The sequence below is a fragment of the Actinoallomurus sp. CA-150999 genome (assembly GCF_050942425.1).
GTDB lineage: Bacteria > Actinomycetota > Actinomycetes > Streptosporangiales > Streptosporangiaceae > Actinoallomurus.
This window is the reverse complement of sequence record NZ_CP192063.1, coordinates 7,612,415-7,630,648: the sequence shown is the minus strand read 5'-3', so window position 1 is coordinate 7,630,648 and position 18,234 is coordinate 7,612,415. Positions and strand designations below refer to the sequence as shown.

13 protein-coding genes are annotated in these 18,234 nt (G+C 72.6%); 6 read left to right on the top strand and 7 right to left on the bottom strand.

Annotated features, from left to right (window positions below; all coding sequences use genetic code 11):
* Positions 1-266: 266 nt before the first annotated feature.
* Both ACQP2O_RS35315 and ACQP2O_RS35310 read right to left on the bottom strand, forming a co-directional pair.
* Positions 267-3,545, bottom strand: coding sequence for a poly(A) polymerase (locus tag ACQP2O_RS35315; RefSeq protein ID WP_433172777.1), 3,279 nt, complete (start codon positions 3,543-3,545; stop codon positions 267-269).
* Positions 3,532-5,634: an RNA ligase family protein gene (locus ACQP2O_RS35310; protein WP_433172775.1), complete on the bottom strand. Its 2,103-nt coding sequence runs from the start codon at positions 5,632-5,634 to the stop codon at positions 3,532-3,534. The genes ACQP2O_RS35315 and ACQP2O_RS35310 overlap by 14 nt, the downstream gene beginning before the upstream one ends.
* A 240-nt stretch (positions 5,635-5,874) precedes the next feature.
* Here ACQP2O_RS35310 and ACQP2O_RS35305 point away from each other — a divergent pair, with 240 nt between their 5' ends.
* Positions 5,875-6,435: a GtrA family protein gene (locus ACQP2O_RS35305; RefSeq protein WP_433172773.1), complete on the top strand. Its 561-nt coding sequence runs from the start codon at positions 5,875-5,877 to the stop codon at positions 6,433-6,435.
* Positions 6,436-6,450: 15 nt separating this feature from the next.
* On the opposite strand, the gene ACQP2O_RS35300 is transcribed toward ACQP2O_RS35305, so the two are convergent.
* The 5 genes from ACQP2O_RS35300 to ACQP2O_RS35280 all read right to left on the bottom strand — a co-directional run bounded on the left by ACQP2O_RS35300 (position 6,451) and on the right by ACQP2O_RS35280 (position 12,662).
* Entirely contained in the window at positions 6,451-7,506 is a 1,056-nt protein-coding gene (locus ACQP2O_RS35300; protein WP_433172771.1) for a DUF2293 domain-containing protein, read from the bottom strand.
* Between the two features lie 43 nt (positions 7,507-7,549).
* Positions 7,550-9,757 carry a molybdopterin oxidoreductase family protein gene (locus ACQP2O_RS35295; RefSeq protein ID WP_433172769.1) on the bottom strand — a complete coding sequence of 736 codons (2,208 nt, stop codon included), beginning with the start codon at positions 9,755-9,757 and terminating at the stop codon, positions 7,550-7,552.
* Between the two features lie 81 nt (positions 9,758-9,838).
* Positions 9,839-10,330: an N-acetyltransferase family protein gene (locus ACQP2O_RS35290; RefSeq protein WP_433172767.1), complete on the bottom strand. Its 492-nt coding sequence runs from the start codon at positions 10,328-10,330 to the stop codon at positions 9,839-9,841.
* Positions 10,327-11,496 (bottom strand): anhydro-N-acetylmuramic acid kinase, encoded by a 1,170-nt coding sequence (locus tag ACQP2O_RS35285; RefSeq protein ID WP_433172765.1) that lies wholly within the window; start codon positions 11,494-11,496, stop codon positions 10,327-10,329. The genes ACQP2O_RS35290 and ACQP2O_RS35285 overlap by 4 nt, the downstream gene beginning before the upstream one ends.
* Positions 11,487-12,662: a serine hydrolase domain-containing protein gene (locus ACQP2O_RS35280; RefSeq protein ID WP_433172763.1), complete on the bottom strand. Its 1,176-nt coding sequence runs from the start codon at positions 12,660-12,662 to the stop codon at positions 11,487-11,489. The genes ACQP2O_RS35285 and ACQP2O_RS35280 overlap by 10 nt, the downstream gene beginning before the upstream one ends.
* 87 nt (positions 12,663-12,749) lie before the next feature.
* On the opposite strand from ACQP2O_RS35280, the gene ACQP2O_RS35275 reads away from it, so the two are divergent.
* From ACQP2O_RS35275 to ACQP2O_RS35255, 5 genes are read left to right on the top strand one after another with little or no spacing between them, the layout of a single operon-like run.
* Positions 12,750-14,321: an ABC transporter substrate-binding protein gene (locus tag ACQP2O_RS35275; RefSeq protein WP_433172761.1), complete on the top strand. Its 1,572-nt coding sequence runs from the start codon at positions 12,750-12,752 to the stop codon at positions 14,319-14,321.
* A 13-nt stretch (positions 14,322-14,334) separates the two neighbouring features.
* On the top strand, positions 14,335-15,297 hold the full coding sequence (locus tag ACQP2O_RS35270) for an ABC transporter permease (RefSeq protein ID WP_433172759.1): 963 nt from the start codon (positions 14,335-14,337) through the stop codon (positions 15,295-15,297).
* The gene (locus tag ACQP2O_RS35265; RefSeq protein WP_433172757.1) at positions 15,294-16,190 is read left to right on the top strand and encodes an ABC transporter permease; all 897 of its coding nucleotides are present in this window, start codon (positions 15,294-15,296) and stop codon (positions 16,188-16,190) included. Before ACQP2O_RS35270 ends, ACQP2O_RS35265 begins: the two co-directional genes overlap by 4 nt.
* Positions 16,187-17,191: an ABC transporter ATP-binding protein gene (locus ACQP2O_RS35260; RefSeq protein WP_433172755.1), complete on the top strand. Its 1,005-nt coding sequence runs from the start codon at positions 16,187-16,189 to the stop codon at positions 17,189-17,191. The genes ACQP2O_RS35265 and ACQP2O_RS35260 overlap by 4 nt, the downstream gene beginning before the upstream one ends.
* Complete coding sequence (locus tag ACQP2O_RS35255; protein ID WP_433172753.1) at positions 17,184-18,188, top strand: ABC transporter ATP-binding protein; 1,005 nt, start codon at positions 17,184-17,186, stop codon at positions 18,186-18,188. Before ACQP2O_RS35260 ends, ACQP2O_RS35255 begins: the two co-directional genes overlap by 8 nt.
* Positions 18,189-18,234: the final 46 nt, after the last annotated feature.

Genomic DNA, 18,234 nt, shown 5'->3' with positions numbered 1-18,234 from the left:
CGGCCCTCCGGCCGACGGCCGGGTATGGAGGGCGGCCTCGGCGATCCGCTCCAGGTCGGTCCTTATGGCGCCGTCGCGAGCCTGGGCGGACATGCCCTGGAGGACGGCTGAGCAGAAGGTCGCGTGTGCAAACGTCCTGACCGCTCGCCGGGGACCGTGAGCACGCGCCCATACTGACCGGTCGCCGCTGACACCGCCCGCGCGGGGTCAGCGGGGCGCACTACGAGGCCGAGAAGGCCGACCCCCGCCTGACAACGCCCGCAGAGTCAGGGGAGCGTCGGCACCTCGCCGCATCCGGCCCACTCGACGCTGACGCCGCGCAACGTCGAGGCCCAGGGGCCGGCGATCGTGGCGAGCCCGGTGGCGTCCGGCGGCCTGCGGCCCAGCCCCACCGCGAAGCGCGCCGACCCCGGTCCCGTCTCGTACGGCCGGGGCCAGGCGTGCACGTCCTCGACCCCGGCGTCCTCCAGCGCGGCGAGCAGGGCCCGGACTCGGCCTCGTACGCGGCCGAGCGTCACGTCGAACTCCTCCGCCGGCGTCTCTCGTACGGTGATGACGGCCCACGCGGCGTGCCGCCGGTGCATCGGCGGGGGCGACAGGAGTCCGGTCGGCGGCTCCTGGTCAGTCCCGCTCTCCTCCAACATCTCCCAGGCTCGGTAGAGCTCCCGCGTCAGGACATCCCGCCCGCCGTCGCCGACCTGGTCGGTGCACGACCGGACGGGAGCGGTCGGAGTCACGATCCGGACGGCCGCCGGCTCCACCGGATCCGGCCCAGGTCGGTCCGGCCCGGAGCCCGGCCCCGACCGATCCGGTCCGGATCGCGGCGTGGACTGGCCTGGCGCGGATCCTGGCGCGGACTGATCCGGCCCCGATGCCGGCGTGGACCGGCCTGGCCCGGAGCCCGGCGTGGGCTGATCCGGCCCTGAAGCCGGCTCGGGCTGGTCCGGGCGAAGCAGGATCGGGTGCCGCCAGTCCCAGGCGGCCCAGGTGCCGAAGAAGTGGCGGAGCAGGTCGCTCTCCGGGAGGTCCCCCGCCTCCTGGACCGTACGCGCCGCCAGGATCGTCCAGGCCAGGCCGGGCAGGCCGCCGAACGGAGCCGAGTCCAGGCCGCGTGCCTTCGCCCATGCCTTCACCTGCCGGGCGAGCCCGCTGAACCGGTCCCGGCGCTCGCCGACAGCAGCCAGGACGGCGTCGGCGTCGCTGACGGCGCTCAGCGCGATCGCGGACGCCTCGTCCAGTTCCGCACGGCGTGCCACGGCTTCGGCCGGGGCGACACTTCCCGCGGCGACCACCATCAGATCGACATCCAGCCCCGCGTATCGAAACCGGAGGCCGGGTACCCGGGCGCCGGTCACGTGCCGCATCCCGGCCGACTTCGGCAGCGCCGCCGTCACACGCGCCCGGACGTCCGCCGGGTCGGGTACCCCCGGCAGCACCGCCACCACGTCCAGGTCCGCGCCGGTCAAGGCGCACTCCATGCGCCTAGACCCGACGACCTCGACGACGCCCTCCGCCAGCGCACCGCGGAGCCGCTCCAAGACCAGCTCAACCGCGCGCAGCCGGGCCGGGGCGTGGTGCGGGTCGGCTTCGGTCGTCTGGGTCGGCGTGGGGCGCGGGTCGGCTTCGGTCGTCTGGGCCGACGTGGGGTGCGGGTCGGTCTCGGTCGTCTGGGCCGGGGCGTGGTGGGGGTCGGCTTCGATCGTCCGGGCTGACGCGGGGTGCGGATCGGCTTCGATCGTCCGGGCTGGCGCGTACCGCGGGTCGGTCTCGGCGGTCCGGGTCGGCGTGGGGTGCGGGTCGGTCTCGAGCGTCAGTACCGGCGCGTTCCCGGCGGGCTGCTCGGGCGACGGCTCCTGGCCGTTCACGAGGGGCGCTTCGTCGTCGAGCCAGTGGATGTCGCCCGTTCCCAGGGCGATGGTCGCTCTGGGGCGCATCGGCTCGTCGCCTCGGCGTGACAGCAGTACAAGCTCGCCGACGTGGGCGGACACGCCATCGAGCCGGCCGGTGCAGCGGGCGATGAGACGTTCCGCGTCTCGCGTCCTTCCCAGGGTCAGGTGCGGAATATAGCCTTCGCCCCGGTGGCGCGGGAATGCGCGCTCCAGCGCCTCGCGTAGATCCGTCCAGGGGTCCGCCCCGCCTGCGGCCGGATCGAGCCAGACCGTCGCGTCGTCCCGGTGCTGAAAGGCACGGACGCCCTCGAGCCGCGCCGTGAACGGGGCGGTCGCGGCCGCGGCGGCGGACAGCTGTGGCGCCGCCCGGTCGAACTCCGACTCCGGCACGAAGCCGAACATCAGGGTGACGTGCGGCGGCCACCGGTCGAACCGGGGGTCGTGGTCCCGGCGGATCTCCTGGATCGCCGGCCGTACGTCCTCCGGCGGGATCCACACCACCGCCGTCCGCGCCGTCGGCCGTACGTCGGACAGGCCGGGGGACGGCTGCGCCCCGTCGGCGGCGACGTCGACGGCGACGCCGTAGTGGTCCGACGGGAACAGGCCGTCCGGCGTCATCGGGGAGTCTCCGCGAAGACGCGCGGCGGTGGCGTGAAGGGCGGAGCCGCGCAGGAACACGCGGTCGAGCCGGGACGCCCGGCCGGAGAGTGACGACACGGCGGCCAGTGGATTGGTCGCCGGGTCGAAGGTCACGGCCGGGTCGGCGGGGCCGTGGATCTCGGTCCAGGCGTCCCGCACGCCGAGTACGCCGGCGGGACCGGTGCCGCCGTCGTTGAAGTCGCCTAGGAGGACGACGTCCCCGTCCACGCCGGCCAGGACCTCGGCGAGCCGTGCGAGTTCCGCCTCGCGCCGGGCGGGGCCGTTCTCGGCGTGGTCGCTGGTCAGATGGGTCGCCGCCACGACGAGCGGCCCGGCGGCGGACTCCACGGTGACGGCCGCGACGCCCTTGTGCGGGCCGAGGACGTGCAGACCCGCCTCGCGTACGGGCAGGCGGCTGAGCAGGAGGAGCCCGGTCTCATCGACGTCGGGGCCCGCCGGGTCGGTGCCCAGTGTGTAGCCGGAGCGGACCCAGGGGGACCGCAGCAGCAGGTCGAGCAGACCGGCCTCGACCTCCTGGAGTGCGATGACGTCCGCGTCGGCCTGTTCTAGGGACTCCAGCAGCAGCGGTCGGCGGCGGGCGGTGTCGATGCGATCGGCGTCGTAGCGGTCCCACAGGGTGTTCCACGTCAGCACCCGCAGGCTGGTCGGCGCCGGGCCGGCCGGTACGGGCTCGGCCGGACGCCAGCCCGCGACGGGGTCCCACGCCACCGGTGTCCGGGCGGTGAAGAAGGGCGCCCGGAGTCTGCGGGCCTCCCGCACCCGGCCGGCCGACGATGCGTCGACGCGGTCCACTCCCGCGCGACGGTCCCAGACGACCTCGCCGTCGGCCTCGATGAAGAGGATCCGGTGCCACGGGACGTCGCCGCCCGGCACGAACGCGGGCAGCGGGACGCGCTTGGGCGCGGCCCCACGGATGTTGATCCCCAGCAGGAACCGCGCGGGGTCGAACCGCGGGTCCCAGCGGATCCGGTGGTAGATCTCCTCACTGGTCCGCACGGTCGCTCCTGGTGTTCGGGCGGATCTCGTCGTCGATGGCTCCGGCGACGTCGCCGACATCGCCGTCCGGGCCGACGTACCAGGTGCGGTGCGCCTCACCGGGATAGGGCGGGGAGAAGCGGCGAAGCTGGGCGGAGAGCACGTCCGGGGGCACCGGATGGTCGCGACCGGCGTTCCGCCGGGCCAGCAGGTCGCCGGGGACCAGCATGACCGCGTGCGTCGTCAGCGCGTCGTGCCGGCGGGCCACGGCGTGGACCAGGGAACGCTGGTGCCGGTTCAGCGCCGTGGCGTCCCAGACGACGGTCGCGCCTTCCGTGAGGAGCGCTCCGAGCCGGTGCAGCCCGGCCCGGAGAACCTCCGGGTTGGCCCGCTGGTCCGCGCGGGAGCCGCGGGCCTGGCGCAGGTCGTCGAGCGAGACGACCGCGTCGACACCCGGAAGGCCCGCCGCGAAGGTGCTCTTCCCACTGCCCGACGGCCCCGTCATGACGATTAGCCGAGGGAAGGCGCCGGACCGCCATCGCCAGGTGAGGGCCAGGGCCTCCTCCGGCGTGGCGATCCGGCCCAGCGCGTACGCCTCCCGCGCCTCGGCCCAGCAGCGGTCCGCCGCGTCCTGGTCGATGCCGGAGTCGTCAAGCGCCTGGCGCAGGCCGGCCCGCAGCGGCTCCAGGGGTGCCTCGGCGAGGAGCCCGGCCTCGTCGGCGTGCAGTTCGGACCAGCCGACCTGCTCGTGCGCCTCGGCGGCCTCGGCACCGTCGCGCCCGGTCAGCACCGCGGCGGCGACCGCGTGCAGCACGCCCACGTCGGCCATGACCGCCAGGCGTCTCAGGCCGGTGCGCCGCGCCTCGTCGGGGAACGGATGGTGCAGGCCGGTGTGCAGGCCGACGAGGTCCGCGACCCGGCGGGCGAGGGGTACGCCGAGCGGCTCGGCAAGCCGCGGCATCAGCCGGGCCCGGTCGGCGTCGTGCAGGAGGGCCGCCAGCAGGCCCGCCAGGCGCTCGTCGCCAGAGCGCCCCAAGAGGTCGAGGCGGGCGAACACGTCGGCGAGCACGGACTCGGCGCGCTCGAGGGCCGCATCCGACGCCGCGAGCGAGCCTTCGGACGCGCCGGCGACGGCTTCAGGGGTACCGGGGACGCCGGAGGTAACCGCAGAGGCGCCCGCACCGGTAACGGACATGCCGGGCGCGACCGCGGAGGCGCCGGGAGCGCCGGAGGTGTCGGCACTGGTTTCGAGTGTGCTGGGGGTGATCGCAGAGGCGCTGGGAGTGGTTTCGGGCGCGCTGGAGGTGACCGTGGGGCCGCCGGCACTGGTTCCGAGCGCGCCGGGGGTGATCGCAGAGGCGCTGGGAGCGGTTTCGGGCGCGCCGGGGGCAGGCCTGGGGGCGGCGGTCAGGTCGGCCGTCGTCAGTCCCACCGCGCCGAGGAGGGCCGCCGGGGCCGGGATCGCTCCCGAACGCGCCTGCCACAGCGCGGCGGCGGGGCCCAGGCCGTTCTCGACGACGGGGCCGAGCATCCAGTGCCGGTCCGTGCGCACGTGCTCGCGCCGTACCCACTTGGCGACCCGGCGGGCGAACTCGTCGCGGTGGAAGCCGCCGACGGTGCGGACGACGTAGCCCTCCTGCCGCTCCGTGTCGAGACGGAGCGCCCGGACGGCCCGCTCGTCGAAGACGCCGCGCCACAGCACGGCGGGGACGGGCAGGCCCAGCCGCCGGGCGAACCGTACGGTGCGGTCCCAGTCCAGGCAGTGGTCGCCGTCCCACACGGAGAAGGCGTAGAACCAACCCTCCAGGTCCCGGTAGGCGATCGAGTGACGAGCGTAGAGGTTCTCCCCGCACACCCGAGTGCCGTCCGGTATGCGGTGGGCGATCCTCCCGTGCAGCGCCTTGATCCACGCGCGGGACGGATGGTGCCCGCTGTCCAGCGAACGGGCGTGCAGCCCGTCCGGGTACATCGTGGTGTTCTCCCCATCGAGCTTCTCGGTGACGACGACGTCCCGGCCCGCGAAGCCGGACAGGTCGGCGGCGCGCACGTCGTCCGGGCCGACACCTGGCGACCAGGGCAGGTGAGGAGTGCGGGGATAGTGCACTCGCATGATCCGCTCCTGCCGACGACCGACGACTCTCCTGGCCGCGATTCTTCGGGCCGCGACGACCATAGGGGCGGGCGGGTCGGCGAATCCATCGAATTCCCGGCGGCGCGCGCGTTCGCCGGTCCATGCCCGGGGGAATGATCGGTAAGGCGCACGGCCCTGGATAGGCGGATACCGCGCGATCCGGCCCGACATGTCGGGGGACGGGCACATCCGATGGCCCGTGGCCCGTAGACTGCCCGGGTGTCGCTTACCCGGATCACGCTCTCCCGAGTCCCCGCGCCACTGCGCCCGTTGCTTGTCAAGCACCGTGAGCTGGTGAAGTTCGCCTTCACCGGCGGCGTCTGCTTCGTGCTGACGGCCGGGGTGAACTACGGGCTGAAGCTGACCGTCATGAAGACGAAGCCCGTGTCGGCGCTCACGATCGCGATCATCGTCGCGACGATCGCGTCGTACCTGATGAACAGCGGCTGGTCCTTCCGCGCCCGCGGGGGCCGCAGCCGGCACGTCGAGGCGGTGCTGTTCTTCGGCGTGAGCGCCCTGGGAGTCGCCGTCAACGACATCCCGCTCTACCTGGCGCGCTACGCGTTCAACCTGCAGTACCCGAACGTCAGCCATGTCACCCAGGAGCTCTCCGACTTCCTCAGCGGCATGATCATCGGCACCCTGATGGGGATGGCCTTCCGCTGGTGGGCGATGAAGAAGTGGGTCTTCCCGCACGAGAAGGCCCGCGGCACCGTCACGGCGGCGAGCGCCGGACGTCTGGCCACCCCCGCCGACGAGGAGTCCGAGCTCGTCGCCTGATCCACCAGGAGCGGCTCAGCCCTGCCAGCGCTCCAGGACGGCGTCGACGTCGGCTCGGATCCGCTCCCGTGCGGTCATTCGCGCTACTCCGGACATCAGCAGCGTGTCGTAGCCGGTGTCCTCGTGCCGGATCGACGCGACGACCGCGGCTCTGATCGCTCCCTCGTCCAGGGCGCGCCCGGCGGCGGACCGCCCGACGCGCCCGCTGCCGCGCGTCCCGGCATGCCGGGCGATCGCCTCCGCCCGATCGGCCGGGCACCCGGGGAACATCCGCCTGATCTCGCCGGCCATCCTCGCCTGGAACTCCAGGTCCTCATCGGCACGCCGTTCCCGGTCACGCTCCCGGCGCCGGGCCCGTACGTCCTCGTCGGCGAGGCACTGCTCCTCGGCCAGTTCCAGCGCGGGCTCCTCGACCAGCAGCCCCTGCCGGTCGTACCGCTTGCGCCGCCGGTTGAATCGGACGACGACGGCGGACAGGGTGCTCGCCTTCTTCGCCCGCCGGGTGAGTGCGGCGTCGCCTGAGGGCAGGAAGACCAGGTGATCCATGTCGGCGCAGGTCAGGCAGGTCGGCTGGTCGTCCTCCAGGATCATGAGGTCGCCGGTGCCGTGGCAGACCGCGCAGCTCCAGTCCTTGAGCGGTAGGACGACCATCAGGTCCGGAGCGCGATTCTGCCGTTCGATCAGCCGTTCGCGCCTGGCCTCGGTCAGGTCGGGGGACAGCCAATGCGTCCGGAACTCCCGTTCGACGGCCTCGTCGCCATCGGAGGTGAACCGTAGGGGCCGGCGATCGCGGGCGGCGGCGACGTACGCGGTCTCGCTCGGCCTCAGCCCCTGGCGCTCCGCCCATTCGCGGAGGGTCTCCAGCGCGGTGGTGAGCTTGTCGGGGCGTACGCTGAGCGCCTCCTCCAGGTCGGCGATGCGCCCCTGACGCCACTCGTCCACCCGACGGCCGGGCAGCCAGCCGAGTCCGGTCAGGACGTCGATCATGGACACCGACTTGGAGCCGGCGAGGGCGGCCTCGGCCGCGGCGACGATCCGGCGTTCGAGAGCCGAGGCGGTTGGCCGGTTCATGACAGTCGAAAATACTGGACCGGCCACCCCTGCGCCCCGTCCGTCAGGCGGGCTGGACCTCCACCGGGACCCCGTTGAGGACGGCGTTGCCCGACAGCGGGTCGAGGGCGAGCGGGTCGGTGAGGGCGTTGGCGTTCGCCCCGGGGTGCGCGGCGGCCACGGTCATCCGGGTGCCGGGCAGGCCGTGACCCCAGCCGTGGGGAAGGCTGACGACGCCGGGCATGACCTCGGCGGTGACCTCCACCTCGGCCTCGATCGTGCCGCCGGTACTCGTCACCTTGGCCGTTCCGGCGTCCGTGAGCCCCAGCCGGCCGGCGTCGTCGGGGTTGACCTGGAGCGTGCAGCGGTTCGACCCCCGGACCAGGCCGGGCAGGTTGTGCATCCAGCTGTTGTTCGACCGCAGGTGGCGGCGGCCGATGAGGACCAGGCCCGTACGGCGGCGGGCGAGGCCGTCGCGGAGGCGGCCGGTGTCCTCGGCCAGCGGCGGCGGGCACAGCTCGATCCGGCCGGATCGGGTCCGCAGGACCTCGGGCAGCCGGGGCTTCAGCGGGCCGAGGTCGATACCGTGCGGTGCGTCCCGCAGCGCCTGGAGGGACAGGCCGCCGGGGTTCGCGCCGAGGCCGTCGCCGTACGCTCCGAGGCGCAGCATGAGGTCGAGGCGGCGCAGCGCCGGGGTGTCGCCGGTGAGCAGCGGGCGCAGCTCCGCCGGGTCCCGGCCGTGGACGGGGGAGGACGGGTCGGCGATCGCCTTGCCGAGGAGATGGGCGATGACCGACTCGTCGATGTCGGCGTCGGCGTCCTGGCCGGACACGATGCCGATGAGGCGGGACAGGATCGTGCACTCATCAAGTTCCCCGTCCCGGAGGGGGAGCGCGGGTGGGGAGTACCGGGCGTTGTTGCGCACGGCGAACTCCCCGAACGCGATGTCGTAGTGCGGAGACCGGCTCGGCGGGGGCGGCGGGAGGATGACGTCGGCGCGCCGCGTCGTCTCGTTCAGGTACGGATCGACGCTGACCATGAACTCCAGGCCGTCGAGCGCGTCGCCGAGGCGTTCGCCTCCGGGCGTGGACAGGACCGGGTTGCCGGCCACCGTGATCAGGGCGTGCACCTGGCCCTCGCCGGGGGCGAGGATCTCGTCGGCCAGAGTGGTGGCGGGCAGTTCGCCCTTCACCTCCGGCAGTCCGCGGACGCGGCTGCGCCAGCGCCCGGTCCGGAAGCCGGGTCCGGTGCCCTTGCCCGGGCGGCGGTGCGCGCCCAGGGGGAACATCGCGCCGCCGGGCCGGTCGAGGTTGCCGGTCAGCACGTTGACGACGTCGACCAGCCAGTTGGTGAGCGTGCCGAACTCGGCGGTGCAGGTGCCGATGCGGGCGTAGACGGCCGCGCCGGGTGCGGCCGCGAGCTCGCGGGCCAGCCGCCGGATGTCCTCGGCCGGGACGCCGCAGACCTCCGCCACCCGCTCGGGGGCGAAGTCGCGGCTGAGCCGCTCCACGTCCGCCACGCCGTCGACACCGGGAGTGTCGGCGACGAGCCCCTCGGCGAACAGGGTCTGCACGACGCCGAACAGCAGGTACGCGTCGGCGCCCGGCCGGATCGGCAGGTGCCGGTCGGCGAGGCGGGCGGTGCGGGTCCGGCGCGGGTCGACGACGACCAGGGTGCCGCCGCGCCGGCGGAGCGCCTTCAGCTTCCCGGGGAAGTCGGCGGCGGTGCACAGGCTGCCGTTGGACTCGAGGGGGTTGGCGCCGAGCATCAGCAGGTACGAGGTGCGGTCCAGATCCGGCACCGGGATGGCGAGGGGATCGCCGAACAGCAGCCCGCTGGAGACGTGCTTGGGCATCTGGTCGACGGTGCTCGCCGAGTAGACGTTCGTGCTGCCGAGCGCCCGCGCGAGCGGTCCGGCGTACAGGCCGCCCGCCAGGGTGTGCACGTTGGGGTTGCCGAGGTAGAGGGCTAGCGCCTGGCGGCCGTGGCGTCCGACGACTCCGTCGAGGCCGCGGCGCACCGTCGCGAAGGCCTCCTCCCAGCCGACCTCACGCCAGCCGTCTCCGTCGCGGACCATGGGGGAGCGCAGCCGGTCGGGGTCGTTCTCCAACTCGTCGATGGTCGCGCCCTTGGGGCAGACGAAGCCGTGGCTGAAGACGTCGGCGCGGTCGCCCCGGGCGCCGGTGACCCGGCCGTCGGTGATCGTCAGCTCCAGGCCGCAGGTGGCCTCGCACAGGGGGCAGATCCGGTACGCGGTCGTCGTCTCGGGCATCGGCCCTCCACAGCAACTGGGTTGTTCGACGCAACGATAGGACCGAGGACGTCGTAATGGAACCCGATTCGGGTTTCGGTTTTACCGAGGGGCCGGGCGGAGGTACCGCACCTGTGGTGCCCGCCAGCGTGGATCGACCAGCCGCACGCCCTCGGGACGGAATCCGGCTCGTTCGTAGAGCGTGCGTGCGCGGTCGTTGTCCTCGAACACCCACAGCCGGACGTCCACGCCGGGCATCGCGTCGATCGCGTGCTGGAGCAGGCCACGCCCCACGCCCGCCCCCGAGGCGGCCGGATGGACGTAGAGGGCGGCCAGATAACCCTCGCCGGGGTGATCGGCGTCGTCGCCGTAGCGGACGAACCCGGCCGGCCGCCCGGTGCCGTCGACGGCGAGCACGGTCGTGAGGCCGGGGCCGCTCAGCCCCGCGGCCAGGTCGGCTGCGACGGTGTCGGCGTCGAGGGCGTCGATCACCTCATCCGGCACGACGCCTCGATACCCGGCCCGCCACGCCGCCACGAAGATGCCGGCCATCGCGCGCAGGTCGTCGGTGACCGCCTCCCGACAGGAGATCATTTGACGGCCATCCGGCACGGCCGGGTGGCCGCGGGCTCCGGCAGCCGCAGCGGGGCCGCGCCAAGGGTCAGCGATCCCAGGACCGAGCCGGTACGCGCGCCGGTCGCCGACGCGATCGTGCCCTCGATGCCGTGCACGGAGAGGTAGCCCAGGAGCCCGAACAGGTACGCCTCCTTCGCCTGCGCCGGCAGGCCGAAGTCCTCGATCGGCCGTACGCGCACCGGTGCCGAGAGCTCGGCGATCCGCCGCATCATGGTCGGGTTGCGCACCCCGCCGCCCGCGACGACGAGTTCGGCCAGCGCGTGTGCCCGGCACGCGTCGGCCACGAGCCTCGCGGTCAGTTCCGTGAGCGTCGCGAGCAGGTCGTCGGTTCCGATGTCGAGCCCGCCGACGGCGGCACGGACGTAGTCGGCGTGGAAGAGCTCCTTGCCGGTGGACTTGGGTGGTTCGGCGCGGTAGTACGGCTCGGCGAGCAGCCGATCGAGCAGCGCTGCGTGCACCGTGCCCCGTGCCGCCCGCGCACCCCCGGCGTCCATTCGCTCGGCGCCCGCGGTGGCGTCGCTGACGGCGCTGTCCATCAGCGCGTTCGCGGGCCCGAGGTCGTACGCGATCACGTTTCCGTGCGCGTCGCGCACCGTGATGTTGGCGATGCCGCCGAGATTGAGCGAGCCGCGCCGTACCTCGTCCGACAGCACGAGCAGCGCGTCCAGCGTCGAGGCGAGCGGCGCGCCGTGGCCGCCACGGGTCACGTCGCGCGTACGCAGGTCGGAGACGGTGGTCACGCCGGTCGCTTCGGCGATCCAGGCCGCGGCCCCCAGTTGCAGCGTGCCGAGCGCGTGCGGGCCCTCGACCCAGTGGAAGACGGTCTGCCCGTGGGAGACGATCAGGTCCGCGCTCCCGCCGGTGAGGCGCTCGTTGGCCGCCGCCGCGACCGAGCCGAACAGCCGGCCCAGCTCGGTGTCGAGCCGGCACACCTCTTCCATCGTCGTGGGGTGCGGCGGCAGGGCGGCCGCTATCCGGGCCCGGAGCTCGTCCGGGACGGCCTCGCTGTACAGCCCGCGAGGGCGGCAGACGACCTCCTCACCGATCAGCGAGAAGTCGGCGGCGGCGGCGTCGACCGCGTCATAGGACGTACCACTGATCATGCCGATGACGGTCAGGTCCATCGCGGTCTCCTCAGGTGGTCCTCTGCCGCGGCGAGTACCCGCAGCCACATTCGTTCGGTCGCCCGGGGCGGGCCGCCCGCGTGCAGCCGGTTGGTGATCATCACCACTCCGGCTCGGTGCTCGGGCAGTACCGCGAACGCGACTCCGGGAAAGCCGGTGTGCCCGACGGCGGGACCGGAGGGAAGGTCCCAGACGCGGAATCCCAGCGCCTGATGAGGGTCGGCGCCGGCGGTGAGGAACTCGGCGACCGTGTCACGCCGGATCGGCCCGTCACCGTCCAGCCGGCTCAGCAGGCCCGTCGCGAACCGCAGGAGGTCGGCGGCCGTCGTGAACAGCCCGGCGTGTCCGGCGACTCCGTCGAACGCGTGGAAGGCATTGCCGTCGTTCACCTCACCGACCAGCACATGGTCACGCCAGCCGTCGAAGTCGGTGACGGCGCCGTCGACCGGGTACGGGACTCCGGTGCGGATCATGTCCTGTTCGATGGTGTCGCCGGGGGAGCTCGCGGCGACAGGTCCACCGGGTGCGGGCGTGGCGTAGCGCGTTTCGGTCAGCCCGAAAGGTCGCAGCACCAGCTCGTCCACGGCCGCCGCGAGGTCGCCGCCGACGCGTGCGACGAGCGCGCCGAGCAGGATGAACCCGAGGTCCGAGTAGTGCCGGCGCTCGCCCGGCCGGTAGCGGAGCGGCAGGCGGGCGGCGAGTGAGACGGCGTCGTCGCCGCGGACGCCCTTCAGGTACAGCGGCCACCATTCCCACCGGCCGGCGCGGTGTTCGAGCAGGTCGCGGACGGTGCCGTGCCGGTCGAGTTCCGGCAGGTGGCGGGCGATCGGTGCGTCCAGGGTGACCTCGCCGGCGTCCACCAGCGCCATCAGCGCGGCCGTCGTACCGACGACCTTGCTCACCGACCCGGCGTCCGTTCTCGTGGCCCAGCTCATCTCGACCGGCCGTCCGGCCGTGCTGTGCCGTGTGAGTGACCCGCTGGTCACTGCCGTCCCTCCGGCCGTGCCGTGCCGTGCGAGCCCTCCGGCGGCGTAGCGCACCCGGCCGCCTTCGGCGACGGCGACGAGCGCCCCGGGCGGGGCGGCGCTCCCGTCGGGGGACGCCCCCAGCAGGTCGGTGACGGCGGTGACCAGCGGGTCAACGGTGAGCCGGGTAATTTCGGACACGAGGGAGATGTTAATGGTTAACCTATTGTCTGTCATTAAGGTCAACCATTAACGTCTGCAATTAACCCGTTGCTCGGAGGACCTTCCATGACGACCCTCACTTCGCCCGGCCGTAGCGGTATCCGGTTCTGGTCCACCTCCATCGCCCTCACCGCCGCCACGACCGTCGCGGCGGGACTGGCCGCCTGCTCGCCCAGCGGTTCGCAGAATTCCTCGTCCTCATCCGGCGCCTCCACGTTCGTCGTCGCCCGTACGGGCGACATCGACAAACTCGATCCGCAGTTGGCGACGGCGTTCCAGACCCAGCAGACACTGGGTCTCGTCTACTCCAGGCTGGTGACGACCAGCCCCACCGGCCAGATCCAGCCCGACCTGGCGACCCAGTGGAAGGTCTCGCCTGATGGGCGGACCGTCGACTTCACCCTTCGCCAGGGCGTGACCTGGCAGGACGGTTCGCCGTTCACCTCGGGCGACGTCAAAGCGTCGATCGAGCGGATTCTCGACCAGAAGACCGGTGCGGTCGTCCGCTCCAACCTGACCGCGATCGAGAAGGTCGACGCCCCTGACAACGCCACGGTCGTGCTGCACCTGTCGGGGCCGTCGGCGTCGCTCCTCTACTCGCTGGCGTCGGTGAACTCCTCGATCGAGTCCGCCAAGGACATCTCCGCCGGGACGGTCGGCAAGAAGCCCAACGGGACCGGAGCGTTCGCCTGGAGCGCCTGGAACCCCGGCCAGCAGGTGGTCCTCACCGGCAACGCGAAGTACTACGGCGGCGTGCCGAAGATCAAGAAACTCGAGTTCCGGGTCATCCCGGACGAGTCGTCGATCCTGTCCGGGATGAAGGCCGGCGCGTTCCAGCTCGGCCTGATCTCCGACCCCGGCGTCGCTCGCCAGGCCGGTAAGTCCGGCGCGTACTCGCTCGCCAAACAGCCGGCCCTGTCGTACCACGTCCTGATGCTCAACGGCCGGAAGGGCCCGCTGCGGACCCAGCAGGTGCGGCAGGCCATCAGCTGCGCCATCGACCGCGACCAGGTGGTGCAGACGGCGGCCTACGGAGACGGCACCGTGACCGGCCCCATCACCAGCCCGGCCTTCGCGTACTCGGCGACGGACGGCCTGCCCTGCACACCGGGTGACGTGGCCAAGGCGCGCTCGATGCTGGCCGCGGCCGGTTACGCGAAGGGCTTCACCCTCAGCACCATCGTCGAGACCGGCGAGTACGCCACCGCCGGTGCCGAGGCCCAGAACCTCCAGTCGCAGCTGTCCAAGATCGGCGTGAACCTGCAGCTGAAGCAGCTGTCCACCGGGCCGTACGTGTCGGCGTGGCTCGCGGCGGACTATGACGCCGCCGTCGCGCTGAACGGTGGCTCGTACGACCCGTACCTGATGTACGGGCGCTACTACGCCTCCGGCGGCAGCCTCGCCAAACCGGCGGGCCTGGACTCCTCGACGCTGTCCGGCCTGCTCAATCAGGGCAACTCCACCAGCGACGACGGCAAGCGGCAGCAGACCTTCCGTGACCTCCAGAAGGAGCTGCTGGCCGAGTCCCCGTGGGTCTGGATGTTCCGCTCGGACGACTACTACCTGGTCCGCTCGGGCGTCCACGGGTTCACGCCTCGGCCGGACGAGTTGCTCAGCTCGCTGGCCGGCGCGTCCTGAGAGTGGTGAGCCGATGCTGAACTGGCGATGGTTGGGGGCCCGGCTCCTGGGCGCGCTGATCACCCTGCTGGGGGTGACGGTGGTCGTCTTCGTCGTCCTGCGCGCCATTCCGGGAAACGCGATCACCGCGTCGCTCGGCGTCGAGTCCGGAACGCTGACCCCCGCGCAGCGGGCCTCGCTCGAGCATTTCTACGGGATCGACAAGCCCTGGTTCGCTCAGCTCTGGGGGTGGATCTCGGGCGTCGCGCACGGCGACCTGGGGCTGTCGCTGACCAGCGGCCAGTCCGTCACCGGCCTGGTGGCCTCGGCGCTGCCGGTGACGGTCGAACTCGCCGTGCTGTCCGCGGCGATCGGTACCGCCTTCGGCGTGCTGCTCGGTGTGCTCGCCGGCAGCCGGCCGGGACGGGCCTCCGACTCGCTCACCCAGGGCGCGTCGCTGTTCGGCCTGGCGATCCCCGAGTTCGTGCTCGGCACCGCCGTGGTGACGTTCCTCGCCGAGGCGTTCCACTACTTCCCCGACACCGGGACGTTCGTGCCGCTGACCCGCTCGGTGGCGGGGAACATGAGCCAGATCCTCTACCCGTCCCTCGTGCTCGCGGTCGCGTTCGCGGCCAACGTGATGCGCACGACCCGATCGGAGTACGTCGAGATGGCCGAGGCCGACTACGTGCGCACCGCACGTGGCAAGGGGCTGTCGCCGGGCCGGGTCCGAACCTCGCACATCCTGCGTAACGCCACCATCCCGATCGTCACGCTGACCGGTATCCAGTTCGGCTACCTGCTCGGCGGCACCGTGATCATCGAGCAGATCTTCGCGCTGCCAGGGATGGGACGCCTGCTGTTCACCGCCATCTCCAACCGGGACTACCCGGTGGTGCAGGGCACGGTGCTGGTCATCGCGGTGCTGTTCGTATTCGTCAACCTGCTCGTCGACCTGCTCTACCGGATCATCGACCCACGGACGCGTGCAGCATGAGTCTCCCCATCACGGTGGCCGAGCCCGTCGACTCCGCTCCTGCCGCGCCCGGACGGTCGTGGCTGCTCGCCCGGGTCTGGCGGGACCGCAACGGGCGGATCGGCCTGACCGTCATCCTGGTGCTCGCCGTCGTCGCCGTGCTCGGCGCGTTCGGGGCGCTGCCGCACGACCCGATCGCGCAGCACCCGGCCGCCCGGCTGCAGGGTCCGTCCGGCGGCTACTGGTTCGGTACCGACCAGTTCGGCCGGGACATCGCCGCGCGGGCCGCCGTCGGAATCTGGACGTCGCTGCGGGTCGCGGTCGTCTCGGTGGCGGCCGCGGCCGTGATCGGTTCGATCCTGGGCATCAGCGCCGGCTTCTTCCGCGGCTGGGTGGACCAGGTCGTCAGCCGCTTCGTCGACATTCTCTTCGCGTTCCCCGCGATCCTGCTGGCGCTCGCGGTCGTCAGCGCCCTGGGCAGCGGATGGCAGAACACCGCGATCGCGATCGCCGTCGTCTACACGCCGATCTTCGCCCGCGTGTCGCGGGGACCGACACTCGCCGTCGGCGCCTCGGAGTACGTGAAGGCGCAGCGGGTGCTCGGCACGCCACTGCCGCGGATCCTCCTCCGCCACGTACTGCCGAACGTCAGCGCGCCGATCATCGTGCAGGTGACGCTGGCGCTGTCCTGGGCGATCCTCACCGAGTCCGCGCTGTCGTTCCTCGGCCTGGGAACACGGCCCCCGACGCCCAGCCTCGGCCTGATGGTCTCCGAGGCCCGCAACACCGTCGCGGACGCGTGGTGGACGCTGACCTTCCCGGCGCTCGCGATCGTCGTCGCGGTGATAGCGCTCAACCTCCTCGGCGACGGCCTGCGCAGCGCACTCGACCCGCGAAGGGACTCCCGCCCATGAGCGAACCGATGCTGGCGGTACGCGGCCTGCACACCGCGATCCGCACCCCGTCCGGGCCGCTGGAGATCCTGCGGGGGATCGACCTCGAGGTGGACCGCGGCGAGACCCTCGCCGTGGTGGGCGAGTCCGGTTCGGGTAAGTCGTTCACCGCGCTGAGCATCGCCGGCCTGCTGCCGATCGGCGCCTCCGTCACCGGTGGTCAGGTCCTCCTGGAGGGCCGGGATCTGGTGGCGCTGCGCGAGGCCGAGCGCCGTGCCGTACGCGGCGCCGAGATCGGCATGGTCTACCAGGACCCGATGACCTCCCTGAACCCGATGATGCGCGTCGGCAGACAGGTGACCGAGGGGCTGCGGGCGCACGGCTGGTCGAAGGAGGAGGCCCGCGAACGGGCGCTGACCGTGCTCGGCGAGGTCGGCCTGCCGTCGCCGCGGGCGCTGATGAGGCTCTACCCGCACCAGCTCTCCGGCGGCATGCGGCAGCGGGTGCTGATCGCGTGCGCGATCGCGCCCCGGCCCAAGGTGCTGATCGCCGATGAGCCGACCACGGCGCTGGACGTGACGATCCAGCAGCAGATCCTCCAGCTGGTCTCCAGGCTGCGGGACGAGTACGGGCTCGCCGTCGTCTGGATCACCCATGACCTCGGCGTGGTGGCGCGGATCGCCGATCGGGTCGCCGTCGTGTACGCCGGCCGGGGCATCGAGGTGGCTCGTACGCGCGAGCTGTTCGCCACCCCGAACCACCCCTATACCGACGGCCTCCTGCGCTCGCTGCCGACACCGGCCGACCCGCACCAGGCGCCGTTGCCGCAGATCGGCGGCAGCCCGGTCGCGTTGTCCGCGCTCCCGCCGGGCTGCCCGTTCGCGCCGCGCTGCCCCGAACGACAGGATCGCTGTGACACGGAGGAACCTCCCTTGATCGACCGTGGCGGCTCACGAGCCGCATGCTGGGTGCCGCGCGGGGAATGGCGCGCGCCGTCCGCGGAGGTGACCACCCGTGCCTGACCGGCCGATGCCCGCTGCAGAGGGCGAGATCGCGATCGAGGTCCGCGACGTCGTCAAGCATTACCGCACGCCGGGGCGCGGCGAGGTCCACGCGCTCGACCGGGTGAGCGTGAGCGTCGGACGCGGTCAGGTGCTCGGCGTCGTCGGAGAGAGCGGCTGCGGGAAATCGACACTTGCGCGACTGCTGACACGACTCGAACGGCCGGACTCCGGCAGCGTCGAGATCATGGGCCGGCGGATCGACCTCGCCAAGCGACGAGAACTGCGCGAACTGCGGCGCGTCGTACAACTCGTGTTCCAGGACCCGTACGCCTCCCTCGATCCACGACAGCGGATCGGCGCCGCGCTGGCCGAGGTCCTGACGGTGCACCGGCTGGGGGCCGGTACGGGCCGTGTCGCAGAGCTGCTCGACACGGTCGGGCTGCCGCCGTCGACCGCCGACCGGTACCCCCACCAGCTCTCCGGCGGACAGCGGCAACGCATCGGGATCGCCCGGGCGCTCGCCGTCCAGCCACAGATCCTCGTGCTGGACGAACCCGTGTCGGCGCTGGACGTGTCGGTCCGGGCGGAGATCATCAACCTGCTGGCCCGGCTGCGCGGCGAGCTCGGACTGACGTTCGTGTTCATCTCTCATGACCTCGGCATGGTGCGCCATCTCGCCGACCAGATCGCGGTGATGTATCTCGGAAAGATCGTCGAGTACGGACCGTGGGACGTCGTGTCCGACACCCCGGGGCATCCGTACACCCGGGCGCTGCAGGCGGCGGTGCCGATCGCCGACCCTGGGCTCGACGCTCCGCCGGCCGACCTGGTCGTCACCGGGGAGGTCCCCGACGCCGCCGACCCGCCGCCGGGATGCCGTTTCCACCCGCGATGCCCGCTGTCCGAAGATCGCTGCCGTGGGGCCGAACCGCTCATGCTTCCCGAGTCCGGCGGGCATCGGCTCGCCTGCCACGTCGTGAACAGCGAAGCGACGGCCGACGGGGCGGTCCGGTGACCATGGCCACGGGCCGCTCCTCGACCGCGCGGTAGGACGGCCCGCT